Annotated in this window: 16 protein-coding genes; 6 read left to right on the top strand and 10 right to left on the bottom strand. The window is 40.3% G+C overall.

The window, feature by feature from the left end:
* Positions 1-174 precede the first annotated feature (174 nt).
* A complete protein-coding gene (locus tag H9565_RS08110) occupies positions 175-801 on the top strand; it encodes a thioredoxin family protein (protein ID WP_215438704.1) in 627 nt (208 codons plus the stop codon).
* On the opposite strand, the gene H9565_RS08105 is transcribed toward H9565_RS08110, so the two are convergent.
* The 5 genes from H9565_RS08105 to H9565_RS08085 all read right to left on the bottom strand — a co-directional run bounded on the left by H9565_RS08105 (position 778) and on the right by H9565_RS08085 (position 4,364).
* Entirely contained in the window at positions 778-1,461 is a 684-nt protein-coding gene (locus H9565_RS08105) for an energy transducer TonB (protein ID WP_317195434.1), read from the bottom strand. The genes H9565_RS08110 and H9565_RS08105 overlap by 24 nt on opposite strands.
* Positions 1,462-1,578: 117 nt before the next feature.
* On the bottom strand, positions 1,579-2,292 hold the full coding sequence (gene truB, locus H9565_RS08100) for a tRNA pseudouridine(55) synthase TruB (protein ID WP_215438702.1): 714 nt from the start codon (positions 2,290-2,292) through the stop codon (positions 1,579-1,581).
* Positions 2,293-2,333: 41 nt separating this feature from the next.
* Complete coding sequence (locus H9565_RS08095; RefSeq protein ID WP_215438701.1) at positions 2,334-3,128, bottom strand: undecaprenyl-diphosphate phosphatase; 795 nt, start codon at positions 3,126-3,128, stop codon at positions 2,334-2,336.
* A 2-nt stretch (positions 3,129-3,130) separates the two neighbouring features.
* The gene (locus H9565_RS08090; protein ID WP_215438700.1) at positions 3,131-3,400 is read right to left on the bottom strand and encodes a DUF3098 domain-containing protein; all 270 of its coding nucleotides are present in this window, start codon (positions 3,398-3,400) and stop codon (positions 3,131-3,133) included.
* Between the two features lie 85 nt (positions 3,401-3,485).
* Positions 3,486-4,364, bottom strand: a complete 879-nt coding sequence (locus tag H9565_RS08085; RefSeq protein WP_215438699.1) for a cell division protein FtsX — start codon at positions 4,362-4,364, stop codon at positions 3,486-3,488.
* An 80-nt stretch (positions 4,365-4,444) separates the two neighbouring features.
* Here H9565_RS08085 and H9565_RS08080 point away from each other — a divergent pair, with 80 nt between their 5' ends.
* The 3 genes from H9565_RS08080 to H9565_RS08070 all read left to right on the top strand — a co-directional run bounded on the left by H9565_RS08080 (position 4,445) and on the right by H9565_RS08070 (position 8,677).
* On the top strand, positions 4,445-7,483 hold the full coding sequence (locus H9565_RS08080) for a leucine--tRNA ligase (RefSeq protein WP_215438698.1): 3,039 nt from the start codon (positions 4,445-4,447) through the stop codon (positions 7,481-7,483).
* A 29-nt stretch (positions 7,484-7,512) separates the two neighbouring features.
* Entirely contained in the window at positions 7,513-7,767 is a 255-nt protein-coding gene (locus H9565_RS08075) for a SemiSWEET family sugar transporter (protein ID WP_215438697.1), read from the top strand.
* A 214-nt stretch (positions 7,768-7,981) separates the two neighbouring features.
* A complete protein-coding gene (locus H9565_RS08070) occupies positions 7,982-8,677 on the top strand; it encodes a zinc metallopeptidase (protein WP_215438696.1) in 696 nt (231 codons plus the stop codon).
* Positions 8,678-8,756: 79 nt separating this feature from the next.
* Here the strand turns inward: H9565_RS08070 and H9565_RS08065 are convergent, their stop codons facing one another.
* The 4 genes from H9565_RS08065 to H9565_RS08050 all read right to left on the bottom strand — a co-directional run bounded on the left by H9565_RS08065 (position 8,757) and on the right by H9565_RS08050 (position 11,682).
* Entirely contained in the window at positions 8,757-9,269 is a 513-nt protein-coding gene (locus H9565_RS08065) for a ferritin (RefSeq protein ID WP_215438695.1), read from the bottom strand.
* A gap of 102 nt (positions 9,270-9,371) precedes the next feature.
* Positions 9,372-9,698 (bottom strand): hypothetical protein, encoded by a 327-nt coding sequence (locus tag H9565_RS08060; RefSeq protein ID WP_215438694.1) that lies wholly within the window; start codon positions 9,696-9,698, stop codon positions 9,372-9,374.
* A 40-nt stretch (positions 9,699-9,738) separates the two neighbouring features.
* On the bottom strand, positions 9,739-10,209 hold the full coding sequence (locus H9565_RS08055) for an Lrp/AsnC ligand binding domain-containing protein (RefSeq protein ID WP_215438693.1): 471 nt from the start codon (positions 10,207-10,209) through the stop codon (positions 9,739-9,741).
* 93 nt (positions 10,210-10,302) lie between these two features.
* Entirely contained in the window at positions 10,303-11,682 is a 1,380-nt protein-coding gene (locus tag H9565_RS08050) for a saccharopine dehydrogenase family protein (protein ID WP_215438692.1), read from the bottom strand.
* Positions 11,683-11,763: 81 nt separating this feature from the next.
* Here H9565_RS08050 and H9565_RS08045 point away from each other — a divergent pair, with 81 nt between their 5' ends.
* Complete coding sequence (locus H9565_RS08045; protein ID WP_215438691.1) at positions 11,764-12,150, top strand: DUF423 domain-containing protein; 387 nt, start codon at positions 11,764-11,766, stop codon at positions 12,148-12,150.
* 86 nt (positions 12,151-12,236) lie between these two features.
* A complete protein-coding gene (gene pckA / locus H9565_RS08040; protein ID WP_215438690.1) occupies positions 12,237-13,835 on the top strand; it encodes a phosphoenolpyruvate carboxykinase (ATP) in 1,599 nt (532 codons plus the stop codon).
* Positions 13,836-13,922: 87 nt separating this feature from the next.
* On the opposite strand, the gene H9565_RS08035 is transcribed toward pckA, so the two are convergent.
* Positions 13,923-14,669 (bottom strand): uroporphyrinogen-III synthase, encoded by a 747-nt coding sequence (locus tag H9565_RS08035; protein ID WP_215438689.1) that lies wholly within the window; start codon positions 14,667-14,669, stop codon positions 13,923-13,925.
* Positions 14,670-14,671 lie beyond the last annotated feature (2 nt).

Raw genomic sequence — 14,671 nt, 5'->3', positions numbered from 1 at the left:
ATAGTAAACTTATTAAAAGTCCGTTATGCTTTTGCATAGCGGACTTTTTCTATATGATATGCACTGTATCGGGCAATTTGTAAGTTTTTGCAATTAAGCCCTACCAATGTTACCCAAGTTACCAAGCTTGTATGTTTAACCTATTAACTTTGTTATAAATTAAAGACGAATAAAATGGCAACACCTACTACCAAAACAAACGTTTCCCAACTAATAGAAAAAGCCCTTTCACAAGCGGTTTCTTATGAAAATTACCGCGCTATGGTAAATCAGCTGGCTTTAGAAGGGCGGTCAACAGGTCCGGTACAAACGGAAGCATTGGCCAATTACACGATGCTTAATGACCGCCGTATGAAACGTTTTGATAAAACCGTAAAGATTAGTGCGGAAGACGAAGCTACAATTGCCAAATTGGATAAAAAAATACAGTTGATAGTCCTTACGGAAAGTTGGTGTGGTGATGCCGCTCCCGCTTTACCGGTAATCAACAAAGTGGCCCAGCTTAATGACCACGTAGATTTTAAAGTGGTTTTACGGGATGAGAATGTAGACCTCATGAACCAGTTTCTTACCAACGGCGGAATGTCTATTCCTAAATTAATTTTTTGGGATGCAGAGAATCAAGAGGTTTTGGCAGATTGGGGACCAAGACCGGCTCCTGCGGCAAAACTAGTAGCGGATCATAAAGAAAAACATGGACAGCTATTGCCTGAGATCAAAGAGGAGATTCAACAATGGTACAATAAGGATAAAGGGCAATCTACGCTTAAAGAATTATTAGCGCGCTTTCCCTTGAAATAGATAGGTGATCGTTCCCTTCTGAACCGATTTTTCGCCGGAGCTAAATTTAGCCTTAAGGGCATAGGCAATGGCGTTGTCTATTAAGCATCCGTTAGATGTGCCGGAGCTTTTTGCATTATAATCGGCATCTACAACATTACCCATTGCATCAACTTGAATGTTAACTACAACTTTGCCTCCTTCAATACAAGTGTAGATTGGGGGAGGTAATCTATAGTTGCTACGGTTTACCAGTGAATAGGAAACAGATGTACGGCGTTTGGCCAAGTTGTTGGTAAATTCCTTTTTCTGGGCTTCTTTTTCGCCAAGCATTTGTTTGGCCTCTTGGCGTTTCTTTTTCAGCTCTTTTACGCGCTCTGCATATTCTGAGTCCGTAAGTTGCTCGTTAGAGTCTTCACTGTTTTCAGAAGCTAATTTTTCTTCCAAAAGCTCTTCAAGTGTTTTTAAAGGTTCTGGATTGCCATAGCTTGGTTTTGCAGTTTCGTTATAGGCCATATGGCTCTTTATCGGGTCTGCTTTTTCAATTTCTTGCTCTAACTCCTCTTTTTCTTCAAGAAGTTCTTCAATATCTTCCTCAAGCATCATTTCTACCACATAGTCGTCCTGCTCTTTATCCTGGCCCAAATGTATGTTGTACAGTGCCAACACAATAATGGACATGGAAAAGATGGTAATAAGGAACGCTAAATGTTTACGGTTCAATGTCATAGTGGTATAACCACAATTTTAAAAATATATTTTAATTATTCGTTGAACGGAAAGGCTAGGGTGTTCTTTTTACGATTCTGATGTTTTTCCTAGTAGATTTTCCGCAAATATGTTGGGGGCAATGGCTTTATTTACGTTATAGTCGCCTATTTTGGTTCTTCTTAACTCTGATAAATGCCCACCGCTTTGTAGTGCTTGCCCCAAATCATGTGCCAAAGACCTAATATAGGTGCCTTTGCTGCAAACTATCCTAAATTTAACATTTGGCAGTTTCATTTCGGTAATTTCAAAGGCTGAAACGTTTACACTTCTCGTTTTTATTTCAACTTCTTTTCCTTCCCTGGCGTATTCGTACAGACGTTTACCGTCTTTTTTTAAAGCTGAAAAAACAGGAGGACGTTGTTCAATATCACCTATAAATTGGGTAAGGGTCTCTTTAAGTAGTGCTTCCGTAATATGTTCGGTAGGGTAGGTTTGGTCAACTTCGGTTTCCAAATCGTAAGAAGGTGTTGTGGCCCCTAAAGTAATGGTACCCGTATATTCTTTGGCCTGCCCTTGAAGCTCCGGTATTTTTTTTGTGAATTTTCCGCAGCAGATAATCAATAGGCCGGTGGCCAAGGGGTCCAAAGTTCCTGCATGCCCAATTTTAAACTTCTTTAGTTTGAATTTTGAGCGAATGACCCATTTTAATTTGTTTACGGCCTGAAAAGAAGACCACCCAAGGGGTTTGTCTATTAGCAATATTTGTCCGGCAAGAAAATCTTCTTGGGTGCGAGAATCCATATAAAACGTATTAATCCCTGTTCAATAAAACTGAAACTGGCCTAGCTCATATAGCCGTAACCAATAGCGATCAGTCCCACAATAAGGCAGTAGATGGCAAAGTAAGAAAGTTTACTCTTTTTTACCAATTGGATCATCCAGGTACAGGCGGCAAGACCCGCAACAAATGCGGCAATAAAACCGGCACCCATGGCTACATTATTTCCTCCATCAAAATTTAGGTCGCCGCTCATAAGGTCTTTGGCAATTTTACCAAAAATAAGGGGGACCACCATTAAGAAAGAAAAACGTGCCGCTTTGGTCTTGTCCACACCCAATAGTACGGAAGTAGAAATGGTAGCACCACTTCTAGAGATACCGGGCAACATGGCAATGGCCTGCGAGATACCTACGACCACAGCGTTGCCAAAACTTACTTTCTTATCCGTGTCCTTGGCTTTGTCCGCAAAATACAAGAGTACAGCGGTAATCAATAGCATAAAGCCAACGAACCTAACATTGCCACCAAAGAAGGCTTCCAGTTGTTCTTCAAAAAAGAGGCCTACAAAAACTGCAGGCAACATAGATAGAATAATTTTTACGGAGAATTGGGCTTCTTCGTTCCATTTAAAACTTAAAAGGCCGCTAATGATTTCCCAGATATCCTTTCTAAAGACAACTATGGTACTTAGGGCAGTTGCAAAATGGAGTACTACGGTAAACAAAAGACTTTCTTCGGGTACGGAGTGGTCGCCTAAAATGGCTTTCCCCAACTCTAAATGTCCACTTGATGATACGGGTAAAAATTCGGTCAATCCTTGAATGATACCGAGAATGATGGCGTCTAACGTGTCCAAAATTAATTTTTCTTCTTGTGCGGATTCAACAATATGGCATATATCTCAATACCTAAACCAATAAGTACAAGTGTAGGGGCCAAACGTATTCTTCTAAAACTGTAAATGTCTTCATTAAAAACATTGGGGTCATCACTACCACCTCCGCTCATAAGTATAAAACCTACCGCAATAAAGGCAAGGCCTACAAAAAAGAACGTATAGTTCTTTTTCTGGAATATAAATTCTTGCTTGGCCGGTTGGCCGTTCTGTTCTTTTTGTTTCTTACCCATGCTGCAAATTTAACGAAGTTCTACTTAAAAAAGTTTATGGTCGTAAAGGTTTATTGTTTGGAGGGTGTTTTTAGTAATTACGGGGTTAATAGTACAGTTCGTCCGTTCTTAGGTTCAGGAACCGTTGCGTGGCAAAAAATGTACTGATCAAGGAAATAAAGATGCCTAGAATAAAGATGGCTCCGTACAACAGGCCCAATTGTTCAACATCTTTAAAGAGTTCCAGTTCCGGAAAATTTTTATCCAAATAATATAACGCGCCAGTAATGGCAAGTAGGGCAATTAAAGCGCCGAACATGCCCAGTTTTACGTTCATCCAAATAAAGGGCCGGCGTATAAAAGTCTTAGTGGCCCCCACCATTTGCATGGTTTTGATAATAAAACGTTTGGAATAAATGCTTAACCGTATAGAGCTATTGATAAGTAAAATGGCAATAAAAGTAAGTACGCCACTGGCAATCAAAATCCAAAAACTAATGCGTTTTACATTTTCGCTCAACAGGCCAACAAGAGGTTTATCATAGCTTACTTCTTCCACATAGGTCTTTTTGGCAAGGTTGGTAGCCAATGAATCTATTTCCTGTGGGGTTACAAAATCTGCACGTAACTGTACGTCTATGGAGTTTTTAAGCGGATTGTACCCCAAAAAATTCTGGAAATCCTCGCCAATTTCCTCGCTATGTTGTTTGGCAGCATCCTCTTTGGAAACGAACACGGCACTCTTGGTATGTTCTTCCTGTATCAGGTTTTTCTGAAGTTGGTCAATTTCGGACTCCTTGGCTTCGTCCTTTAGGAAAATAGAAATCGTGATCTGCTCCTTAAAGTGATCGGCCATTTTTTTGGTGTTGATGACCAAAAGCCCCAAAATACCCAATAAAAATAGCACCAATGCAATGCTCAGTACCACCGAAAAGTACGATGATATCAATTTTTGTTTCTGATACTGTTCAAAAGACTTGCCCATATTCGTGTATGCGACCGTAAATTTAGGAAAGTAAATTGAATAAACTTATTTTTGCGCCACATTGAAAAGAAAGATATCAGATGCACTACGATTTTAGGAAAATAGAGAAGGAATGGCAAGACTTTTGGGCCAAAAACGAAACGTTCAAGGCCAAGAACAATTCCGATAAACCAAAATACTATGTGTTGGACATGTTTCCTTACCCTTCCGGGGCCGGATTGCACGTGGGCCATCCGTTAGGATATATCGCTAGTGACATCTATGCACGCTATAAAAGACACAAGGGTTTTAATGTTTTGCATCCACAGGGCTACGATTCTTTTGGCCTTCCGGCGGAACAATATGCTATACAGACCGGACAGCATCCTGCGGTTACTACGGAAAAGAACATTGCTACGTACCGTAGACAGTTAGATCAACTTGGGTTTTCTTTTGATTGGAGCCGTGAGGTACGTACATCGGATCCTAAATATTACAAGTGGACGCAATGGATATTCATTCAACTTTTCAATTCTTGGTATAATAAAACAACGGATAAGGCCGAATCTGTAGAGACGTTGATCGCCGTTTTTGAGGCGGAAGGAAATGCTAATGTACAAGCGGTCTGTGACGAAGATATTGCGCAATTTTCCGCAGCGGATTGGCAGTCTTTTTCGGATAAGAAAAAACAGGAAATTTTGCTGCAATACCGCTTAACGTATTTGGCGGAAAGTGAGGTAAACTGGTGTCCTGCTTTGGGAACGGTTCTGGCCAATGATGAAATTGTTAACGGTGTTTCAGAGCGCGGTGGTCATCCGGTAATCCGTAAAAAAATGACACAGTGGAGTATGCGTATCAGTGCGTATGCCCAACGTTTGTTAGACGGGTTGAATACGGTAGACTGGCCTCAGCCGCTTAAAGATTCACAGACCAATTGGATCGGTAGGAGTGAGGGTGCTTCCGTAACTTTCAAGACCGTTACCACCAATGAAGTACAGACCTCTTATCCCATTGAAGTTTTTACTACGCGGCCGGATACTATTTTTGGGGTTTCTTTTATGACCTTGGCGCCAGAGCATGATTTGGTGGCCAAGATTACTACTGCGGAACAGAAAGCTGAGGTGGAGGCCTATATAGAAGCTACGGCAAAACGTTCGGAACGTGACCGTATGGCAGATGTAAAGACTATTTCCGGTGCATTTACGGGAGCGTATGCAGAGCATCCGTTTACCAAGGAACCTATTCCGGTTTGGATCGGAGATTATGTGTTGGCGGGTTATGGAACCGGAGCGGTGATGTCCGTGCCTTGTGGGGATCAGCGCGATTATGACTTCGCGAAGCATTTCAATATTCCTATTCCTAATATTTTTGAAGGGGTTGATATTTCCGAGGAAGCTTTTTCGGATAAGGATACGACCGTTATTGCCAATTCCGATTTTCTAAACGGATTGGATTATAAAAAAGCGACTCAAAAAGCCATTGCAGAGATTGAAAAAATTGGTGCAGGTACAGGTAAGATCAACTACCGTTTGCGCGACGCTGTTTTTAGCCGTCAGCGCTATTGGGGCGAGCCTTTTCCGGTGTATTATGTAGAGGGTATGCCGCAAATGATCGCTGCCGAGCATTTGCCCATAAAATTACCTGAAGTTGATAAATATTTGCCTACCGAAACCGGAGAGCCGCCTTTGGGCAATGCTACCGTTTGGGCTTGGGATACCGTAAACAATGAAGTTGTTTCTAACGATAAGATAGACCATAAGACCGTATGGCCGCTAGAGTTGAATACCATGCCAGGTTGGGCAGGTAGTTCGCAATACTTTAACCGCTATATGGACCCACATAATGAGGATGAGATTTTCTCAAAAGAAGCCATTGACTACTGGCAAGATGTGGACTTGTACATTGGTGGTAGCGAGCATGCGACAGGCCATTTGTTGTACAGCCGTTTCTGGCAGAAGTTTATGTTTGACTTAGGTTTGGTGCCCAAAGATGAGTTTGCTAAAAAACTTATCAATCAGGGGATGATTACGGGGGAGTCTGCATTTGTAAGAAGAATTAATACAGGTTATTATCAATATCGTGATGGTACTTCTCAATATGAAATGGAAGATTCTGAAAAGGATTTTGATTTGATTTTTGGAGAGTATTTTTTAGGAAATCTAGTTTCATGGGATTTATTAAAGGGTAAGAAAATACATGATGCTGTTTCAGGCGAGTTGTATAAATTAATAGATGTTTTCCCTAAAAAAGCCTTAGACTCTATTTTTGCGGATTCACAGTTTGAAATTGAAAAAATCAGCTTTACAGTTTCTAAAATACATACAAACGTTGATTGTGTTGATTTGAAAAATCAAATCATTCTAAGTAAGTTCCTTAAATTTTATAAAGAGGATACTTCTACAAGTGAATATTTTATGACTAATGGGACTTTTTCTGTCTCTCGCGAAGTAGAAAAAATGTCCAAGTCCAAATACAATGTCGTCAATCCAGATGCTATTTGCGAAGAGTACGGGGCAGATTCATTGCGTTTGTATGAAATGTTCTTGGGGCCTTTGGAGCAATCCAAACCTTGGAACACGGCAGGTATTACCGGTGTGCATAGTTTCTTAAAAAAACTATGGCGTTTGTACCACTCAGGGGCCGAGGGTGCTTTTGCGGTTTCGGAAGACGAGCCTTCAAAAGACAGCTACAAGACCTTGCACAAGACTATTAAGAAGGTAGAGGAAGATATTGAGAATTTCAGTTTTAATACTTCGGTATCTACTTTTATGATTGCCGTTAATGAGCTAAGTTCACAGAAATGTAATAGCCGTGCGGTTTTGGAACCCTTGGCGGTTTTGGTATCGCCCTATGCACCACATATTGCAGAAGAACTTTGGAAGCTTTTGGGTCATGAAGGTTCTATTGCTACCGTGGCCTTTCCAAAATTTGAGGAAAAATATTTGGTGGAAAGCAGTAAGGAGTATCCGGTTTCCTTCAACGGAAAAATGCGCTTTAAATTAGAGCTTCCTTTGGATTTGAGCAAAGATGAAATTGAAGCTGCGGTAATGGCCCATGAAAAAACACAACAGCAATTACAAGGGCGAACGCCTAAAAAAGTGATTGTTGTTCCAGGAAAAATAGTTAATATCGTTGGGTAGAAAACAAAAAGTCGTCAACTAAATAGATTATGGATTATATTGAAATTCTTGGGTTGGCGGCCGCTATTCTCACCACGGCAGGTTACGTGCCACAAGTGTATAAAACCTGGCGCGATAAGTCTACCAAAGATATTTCGCTCACCACCTATTTGGTTCTCTTTATTGGGGTTGTGCTATGGCTCACGTACGGTATATTGATAAGTAGTCTGCCCGTTACACTGGCAAACGGCATAACGGCCTTTCTGCTTTTATTTATGTTGATTTTAAAATTCAAGTACAAATAGCCAAAGACATTTTGGCAGCATAAAACTTCAAAACCTCGCCAAATTGATTTGGCGAGGTTTTTGCTTTTCAATAGATCAGTTAAGTATTCGTTTTGATTAGGCAACATCTAATCCGCATAGTATTAAAGACAAAGTAAGCGCGGCTGAAGTGAGCGTTAACAAAATGAAAGGTTTTTGATTATCTTTAAATTCAAATCTTAAAAAGAATAAAATTATGATGGGATATTATATATTGATTGGTGCCATAGCTTTGGTAAGCTGGTTGGTAAGTAGTAAGCTTAAAAGCAAGTTTAAGCACTATTCTAAAGTGCATTTGAGCAATGGCATGAGCGGAGCCGAAATTGCCGAGAAAATGTTGGCTGATCATGGTATTCGCGATGTTAAGGTCGTTTCTACGGCTGGTATGCTTACGGACCATTACAATCCAAAAAACAAGACCGTAAATTTAAGTGAAGGTGTGTATAACCAAAGAAATGCAGCTGCAGCGGCAGTAGCGGCACACGAATGTGGTCATGCCGTACAACATGCTCAAGCATATGAATGGTTGACTTTACGTTCTAAATTGGTGCCTATTGTTAGTGTTACGTCCGGCATGTCTATGTGGGTGGTTTTTGGTGGATTAATGTTAGGTGCCGCGGCCGGTGTTGGCCTAGGGTACTGGGTAGCGGTAGCCGGTTTGGTTATGATGGGTATGGCTACATTGTTCAGTTTTATAACCCTACCCGTAGAATACGATGCCAGTAACCGCGCTTTGGCTTGGTTAAAAGCAAAGAACGTGGTAACACCACAAGAATACAAAGGTTCGGAAGATGCGCTTAAATGGGCAGCAAGAACGTATTTGGTAGCTGCCATAGGCTCATTGGCTACTTTGGTCTACTGGGGTATGCAAGTGCTCGGTGGAAGAGATTAGTTTCAAAGATTATAAAGCAATAAAAAAGGCTGTCCAATTCATTTTGGACAGCCTTTTTAATTTGAGTTAATCTAATATTTTATTCCGCTTTAATGCGCTCGTCTATAAATTTTAAGGCGATACCATCGCGACCCATAATTTCAAATAGGTCAAGGATATCACGCATTGTTTTTTCTTCTTCCAATTGTTCCGTAACGAACCACTGTAAAAAGTTCTCCACACCAAAGTCATTGTTCTTTTTGGCCGAAGCAACAATACTGTTTATAGATTTGGTTACCTCAATTTCTTGGCTCAAAGCAGTTTCAAAAATTTCTTCCAATGAAGAGAAATCGTGATTTACGTTTCCAATTTCGGGAGATAGGGCGTTACCGCCACAATCGTTCACGAACTTAAAAATCTTCATCATGTGTTCTCTTTCTTCTGCCGCTTGTGCGTACAAAAAGTCTGCGCTTCCTAAATAACCACGTTGGTCGCACCATGATGCCATGGCTAAATATGATGCAGATGCTTTTCCTTCCATTTGTATTTGGGCGTTGAGCATATCCATGCTCTCTACCTTAATACTCATCTGTTGTCTTGCTATATCTTTCATTGTCTTTTTCTTTACTTAACGTAAAGTTATCAATAAAGTATGCGTATAACTAGGCCTTTAACCAATTTATAACTGGTTTTAGACTGATTAAAAATAGGAGGTTTAGCCTCTTGAGGTAAGGGAAGGTGTCTGAGCTGCAATATCAAGCAAGAAAAATACACCGGTAAGCAATTCTTTAAGATCAAGAACCTCTAGGGTATTTAAAACAAAAAGGTGCTCTTTATTACAAAGAGATAAAATTTCAAAACCATGTGGATTCTTGTCCTCATCAAAATGGTCCTCAATGTTTATGCTCCAAACCCTCTGGCGTAAGGCAAGCAGTTGGCAAAACGATAAACGCACTACCTTTTGACCCAGGTCTATATAAAAGCATCTTTCCTTATCGGATTGGAAAAATGTATAGTATTGTGATGAATGAATGCGTTCCATTGGGGACAAAAATAATCCTTATTTAGATTTAATCCAAACATTATATCTGAATTTGTCGATCAATTTGTTGGGCCAAGGAAATAAAGGTCTCCGTACGCGATACCCCTTCTATTTGTTGAATTTCTTTGTTCAATACGTGCATTAGGTGCTCATTGTCCCTGCAGAGTACTTTTATGAGGATAGACCAATTTCCCGTAGTGTAGTGACATTCAAGTACTTCTGGAATTTTTTCCAGTTGCTTGACCGCAACGGGGTTGCTCATGGCCTTATCTAGGTAAATGCCAATATAGGCCATGGTATGGTACCCCATAATTTTAGGGTTGATAATAAACTTGGACCCTGAAAGTAGGCCGGAAGACTCCAGTTTTCTTAAACGTTGGTGGATTGCGGCACCGGATATACCAATGTTTCGGGCTATTTCAAGAATGGGTTTTCTAGCATCTTCCATGAGATACCTTAGAATTTTCTTGTCAATACCGTCAATTTTAACTTTATCGTTACCTAGTTTCATGAGTTGAGTTTCAAATTGATGGTAAAAGTAGCTATTATTGTTTGAATTTTGTAGAGAGATATTTCCTCTTCATTGTTGAAATGTGAAGGGTATCTATTCGCCATTGGACACAGAATCAGGATTATACCCTAAATACGGTACTTCATATTCCTTAAAATCGATACCATAGGTTTTGAGTTCTTTTAAAATAGGTTCATAGACCTCCTTTTTAATCGGAATTTGGACACCAGGCGTAGTGATTTTTTTGTTCAATATGGCCAAAGTGGCTATGGCAACGGGTAAGCCCACGGTCTTGGCCATGGCCGTATGAGTTCTGTTTTCTCCAATAACAACCATATTGGCATCTATTTGGTGTTTTTGACCGTGCAGCTCATAACCGAACTTATGGTACATAACGATCATATCCTTATCGGAATCTTTTAGCGTCCAACTATCTTCAAGAATATACTGTAGTGCTTGCGCGGGTGTGGCATTCTTTAGGGGGATAGTCTTGTTCTGGTCAAAAAGGTTCAGTTCCAGTACTTTGTCCCACATACTGTCATCCTGATCTATTTTTAGGTAGTGACGTAGTTTAAGTTCTACCGAATCCGTTGGAGAGTACGGCAGGAATAGGTTCGTAAATTCTCGGTAGGACATGTTCTCGGAATTCTCGAGCGTATAGCTATCGTCGGTCATTCCCAATTGTACGAACATATTCCAAGCCTTGGAAAATCCGGTCCTGCGCATTGTGCCCCTATAAAGGGTAAGTGCATCTTGTAGACCGTAGGCTTCCCTGTAATTTAAAGAATCTCTATTGGCGTAGCCCTCAAAACGTCCGTAACCTTCAATGTCAAAAAACTCCGTACGACGAAACAGTTTGTGGTAAGGAACATACTTGTACGTGCCCTCTTGGATGAACTTGGCAGCACCTCCTTGGCCGGCTAGCACTACATTTCTTGGGTTCCATGTAAATTTGTAGTTCCAGAGGTTGGTGTCGCTTTCGGGGGCGACTAGTCCGCCGCAAAAAGACTCGAACAATACTATTTTTCCGCCTTGATCACGAATTCTATCAATAATCTGCATGGCGCTCATATGGTCTATTCCGGGGTCTAGACCAACTTCATTCATAAACACAAGTCCTTTTTGCTTTACCTCCTCATCCAAGGCCTTTAAGGTGTCACTTACGTAAGATGCGGTTACCAAATGTTTCTTGAGGACAACGCAGTCTGCGGCAATCTTACTGTGTAAAAATGCGGGAAGCATGGAAACCACAATATCCGACCGTGAAATGATGCTTTTTCTATCTTCTTCATTCTGTATGTCCAGATGGATGGCCGTACAGTTCTTATGGTCCCGTATGTGTTGGGGCAGGTTCTCCGGGTTAAGGTCGCCAATAGTAAGGTGTAATTTTTCTTCTTCAGATTTTTCCAAGAAATAATCCAAAAGGTACGATGTGGATTTCCCTGCTCCGATAACAAGTATATTTCGCGACATTTAGTTTTGTACTTTTAATATGTATAACGAGAGACTAAGGTAGTGATTGTTATATTTATAAAAAAATACATCATATAAGTTATGAACAAAACAATATGTCTCACGGGAATTGCATTGGGGGTAACTGCGGTTATTTTGGGTGCGTTTGGTGCCCATGGATTGGAAAAGTTAGTAGATACCAACTCTATAAAAACTTTTGAGACAGGTATAAAATACCAAATGTACCATGCATTGCTTTTGCTTGTTTTGGGTAGTATGAAACAGTTGCCCGAAGCTAGTAAAAAATTGATTTTCTATTTTCTCTTAGTAGGTATTATCTGTTTTTCTTTTTCAATTTATCTGTTGGCAACAAATAGTTTAAGCAGTTTTGATTTTAAGGTCATTGGGCTGGTAACGCCACTTGGCGGAACCTTGTTGATTATTGGTTGGAGTATATTTGGTTATCGACTTTTCAAACATTTTGACTAATAAATTCTCATTTTTAGGAGTGTTGAATTATTATTTTGATAATTTTGATGTCTAAAATAAACTCTCAACTAACAATTCTTTAAAAAATGGGAAAATCTATTTCTTTAAAATCGTACGGTATAACGCACGATAATTTACATTATCAGCTATCGCCATCAGAATTAGAAGCCATTACGCTAGAGCGAAAAATGGGTAAAAAAGCATCATCCGGTGCTTTGGCAGTAAACACGGGGGAGTTTACCGGAAGGTCTCCGAAGGACCGATTTATTGTTAAGGATGCCATAACCGAAGAAAAGGTTTGGTGGGGCGATATAAATATTCCGTTTGAACCCTCTAAATTTGATGCTTTATATGATAAGGTCATTGCTTATCTAAATGAGAAAGAATTGTTTGTTAGGGACTGTTATGCCTGTGCAGACCATAATTACAGGATGGACATCAGGGTAATTAACGAGTATCCATGGTCCAATCAATTTGCATATAACATGTTCATTCGTCCTACGGAAGAAGAACTAAAGAATTTTGAACCGGAATGGACCGTAGTAAATGCCCCGGGTTTTATGGCCAATGCCGAAGTAGATGGTACAAGGCAACATAATTTTGCCATTCTAAACTTTACAAGAAAAATAGCTTTAATAGGAGGAACCGGGTATACGGGAGAAATCAAAAAAGGAATATTCTCTGCTTTAAACTTTATACTTCCGGTAGAAAAGAATACCATGCCAATGCATTGTTCTGCAAATGTGGGCAAGAAAGGGGATACGGCTATCTTTTTTGGACTATCGGGCACTGGAAAAACTACCTTGTCTACGGATGCTTCCCGAAAATTGATCGGTGACGATGAGCATGGATGGAACAATGAAAATGCCGTTTTTAATTTTGAAGGGGGATGTTATGCAAAGGTCATTAACCTGTCTCAAGAGAACGAGCCGGAAATTTTTGGAGCCATAAAAAAAGGTGCAATTTTAGAGAATGTTATTATGGATGAGGCCGGTAATGTAGATTTTGCCAATACTTCCATTACTCAGAATACAAGGGTAAGTTACCCTATCTATCATATTGAGAACGTTCAAAGACCGTCCATAGGAAAGAACCCAAAAAATATTTTCTTTTTAACGGCAGATGCCTTTGGGGTGCTTCCTCCAATATCTAAACTTACGCCAAGCCAGGCGGCATATCATTTTATATCCGGGTATACTGCTAAAGTGGCCGGTACGGAAGCTGGGGTTGTAGAGCCCATACCTTCATTTTCGGCTTGCTTTGGTGCGCCTTTTATGCCTTTGCACCCTGCAAAATATGCAGAAATGTTAAGCAAGAAAATGCAGGATGCCGGAGTTAATGTATGGTTAGTGAACACAGGTTGGACCGGAGGTCCTTATGGTGTTGGGACCCGTATGAAGCTAAAATATACCCGTGCTATGATAAACGCTGTCCTTAACGGCGATTTAGGTTTGTACAATTATGACGATTACCATATTCATTCCGTTTTTGGAGTGGCGCAACCAAGAGAGTGCCCTGGTGTTCCAACAAAAGTGTTGAGCCCCAGAGCTACATGGAACGATGATCAGGCCTATTATACTACAGCCTTTAAGTTAACGAATGCTTTTAGGGAGAACTTTAAAAAGTTTGAAGCTTTTGCAAGTGAGGAAATACGCCGCGGCGGGCCGCAGCGTTATGCATTTTAGGCCTTTTGTAGAAAGGATAAAACAAAAAGAAACCCTTTGTTCAAGTTGTGAACAAAGGGTTTTTTTTATAGCGTAAAGTAAGTGGTCTTACTTCTTGTTTGCCGTAGTAATATATTTCTGAAGCGCCATGGTCATAGACGGTGTTTCTGGCGTTGGAGCCTTAATATCTATCCGTAGACCTGCATCTGTAGCCGCATCAATAGTAGAGTTGCCAAAAACGGCAATTCTTGTGTCGTTCTGCTCAAAATCAGGGAAATTCTGTAATAAGGACTCAATGCCTGAAGGGCTAAAGAATACCAAAATGTCATAGTATACGTCCCTTAAATCGGACAAGTCGCTGATTACGGTTTTATAGAAAACAGCTCTTTTCCACTCAATATCCAGACCGTCTAAAATTTCAGGTACAATAGGTTTTAATGCATCCGAAGATGGCAATAGAAATTTTTCGCCTTTATACTTTTTGAACAACGGAACCAATTCAACAAAGTTACGCTTGCCCACATAAATCTTGCGCTTGCGGTAAACTACATATTTCTGTAAGTAGTAAGCTACAGCCTCCGACTGACAGAAATATTTCATGGAATCCGGTACTTTGAAGCGCATTTCTTCAGCAATTCTAAAGAAATGGTCAACAGCATTTCGGCTGGTTAAGATGATTGCCGTATAGTTCTTCAGGTCTATTTTTTGCTGTCGTACTTCTTTAGCATCTACACCTTCCACATGTATAAAAGGTCTGAAGTCAACTTTAACTTTTTCCTTATCTATCAGTTTCGAATACGGTGAGTTTTCCATCTTCGGTTCTGGTTGCGAGACCAAAATCGTCTTTACTTTCATAT

The sequence above is a fragment of the Zobellia russellii genome, assembly GCF_018728565.1.
In the GTDB taxonomy this organism is placed as follows: domain Bacteria; phylum Bacteroidota; class Bacteroidia; order Flavobacteriales; family Flavobacteriaceae; genus Zobellia; species Zobellia russellii.
This window is presented reverse-complemented; position numbering and strand designations above follow the sequence as displayed.

Bases quoted from the DNA above. Each gene is read 5' to 3' on its own strand.
- H9565_RS08035 (WP_215438689.1), bottom strand. From the start codon at position 14,669: ATGAAAGTAAAGACGATTTTGGTCTCGCAACCAGAACCGAAGATGGAA.
- H9565_RS08065 (WP_215438695.1), bottom strand. From the start codon at position 9,269: ATGAAAGATATAGCAAGACAACAGATGAGTATTAAGGTAGAGAGCATG.
- H9565_RS08045 (WP_215438691.1), top strand. From the start codon at position 11,764: ATGAACAAAACAATATGTCTCACGGGAATTGCATTGGGGGTAACTGCG.
- H9565_RS08105 (WP_317195434.1), bottom strand. From the start codon at position 1,461: ATGTCCATTATTGTGTTGGCACTGTACAACATACATTTGGGCCAGGAT.
- H9565_RS08050 (WP_215438692.1), bottom strand. From the start codon at position 11,682: ATGTCGCGAAATATACTTGTTATCGGAGCAGGGAAATCCACATCGTAC.
- truB (WP_215438702.1), bottom strand. From the start codon at position 2,292: ATGGATTCTCGCACCCAAGAAGATTTTCTTGCCGGACAAATATTGCTA.
- pckA (WP_215438690.1), top strand. From the start codon at position 12,237: ATGGGAAAATCTATTTCTTTAAAATCGTACGGTATAACGCACGATAAT.
- H9565_RS08070 (WP_215438696.1), top strand. From the start codon at position 7,982: ATGATGGGATATTATATATTGATTGGTGCCATAGCTTTGGTAAGCTGG.
- H9565_RS08075 (WP_215438697.1), top strand. From the start codon at position 7,513: ATGGATTATATTGAAATTCTTGGGTTGGCGGCCGCTATTCTCACCACG.
- H9565_RS08085 (WP_215438699.1), bottom strand. From the start codon at position 4,364: ATGGGCAAGTCTTTTGAACAGTATCAGAAACAAAAATTGATATCATCG.
- H9565_RS08055 (WP_215438693.1), bottom strand. From the start codon at position 10,209: ATGAAACTAGGTAACGATAAAGTTAAAATTGACGGTATTGACAAGAAA.
- H9565_RS08060 (WP_215438694.1), bottom strand. From the start codon at position 9,698: ATGGAACGCATTCATTCATCACAATACTATACATTTTTCCAATCCGAT.
- H9565_RS08090 (WP_215438700.1), bottom strand. From the start codon at position 3,400: ATGGGTAAGAAACAAAAAGAACAGAACGGCCAACCGGCCAAGCAAGAA.
- H9565_RS08080 (WP_215438698.1), top strand. From the start codon at position 4,445: ATGCACTACGATTTTAGGAAAATAGAGAAGGAATGGCAAGACTTTTGG.
- H9565_RS08110 (WP_215438704.1), top strand. From the start codon at position 175: ATGGCAACACCTACTACCAAAACAAACGTTTCCCAACTAATAGAAAAA.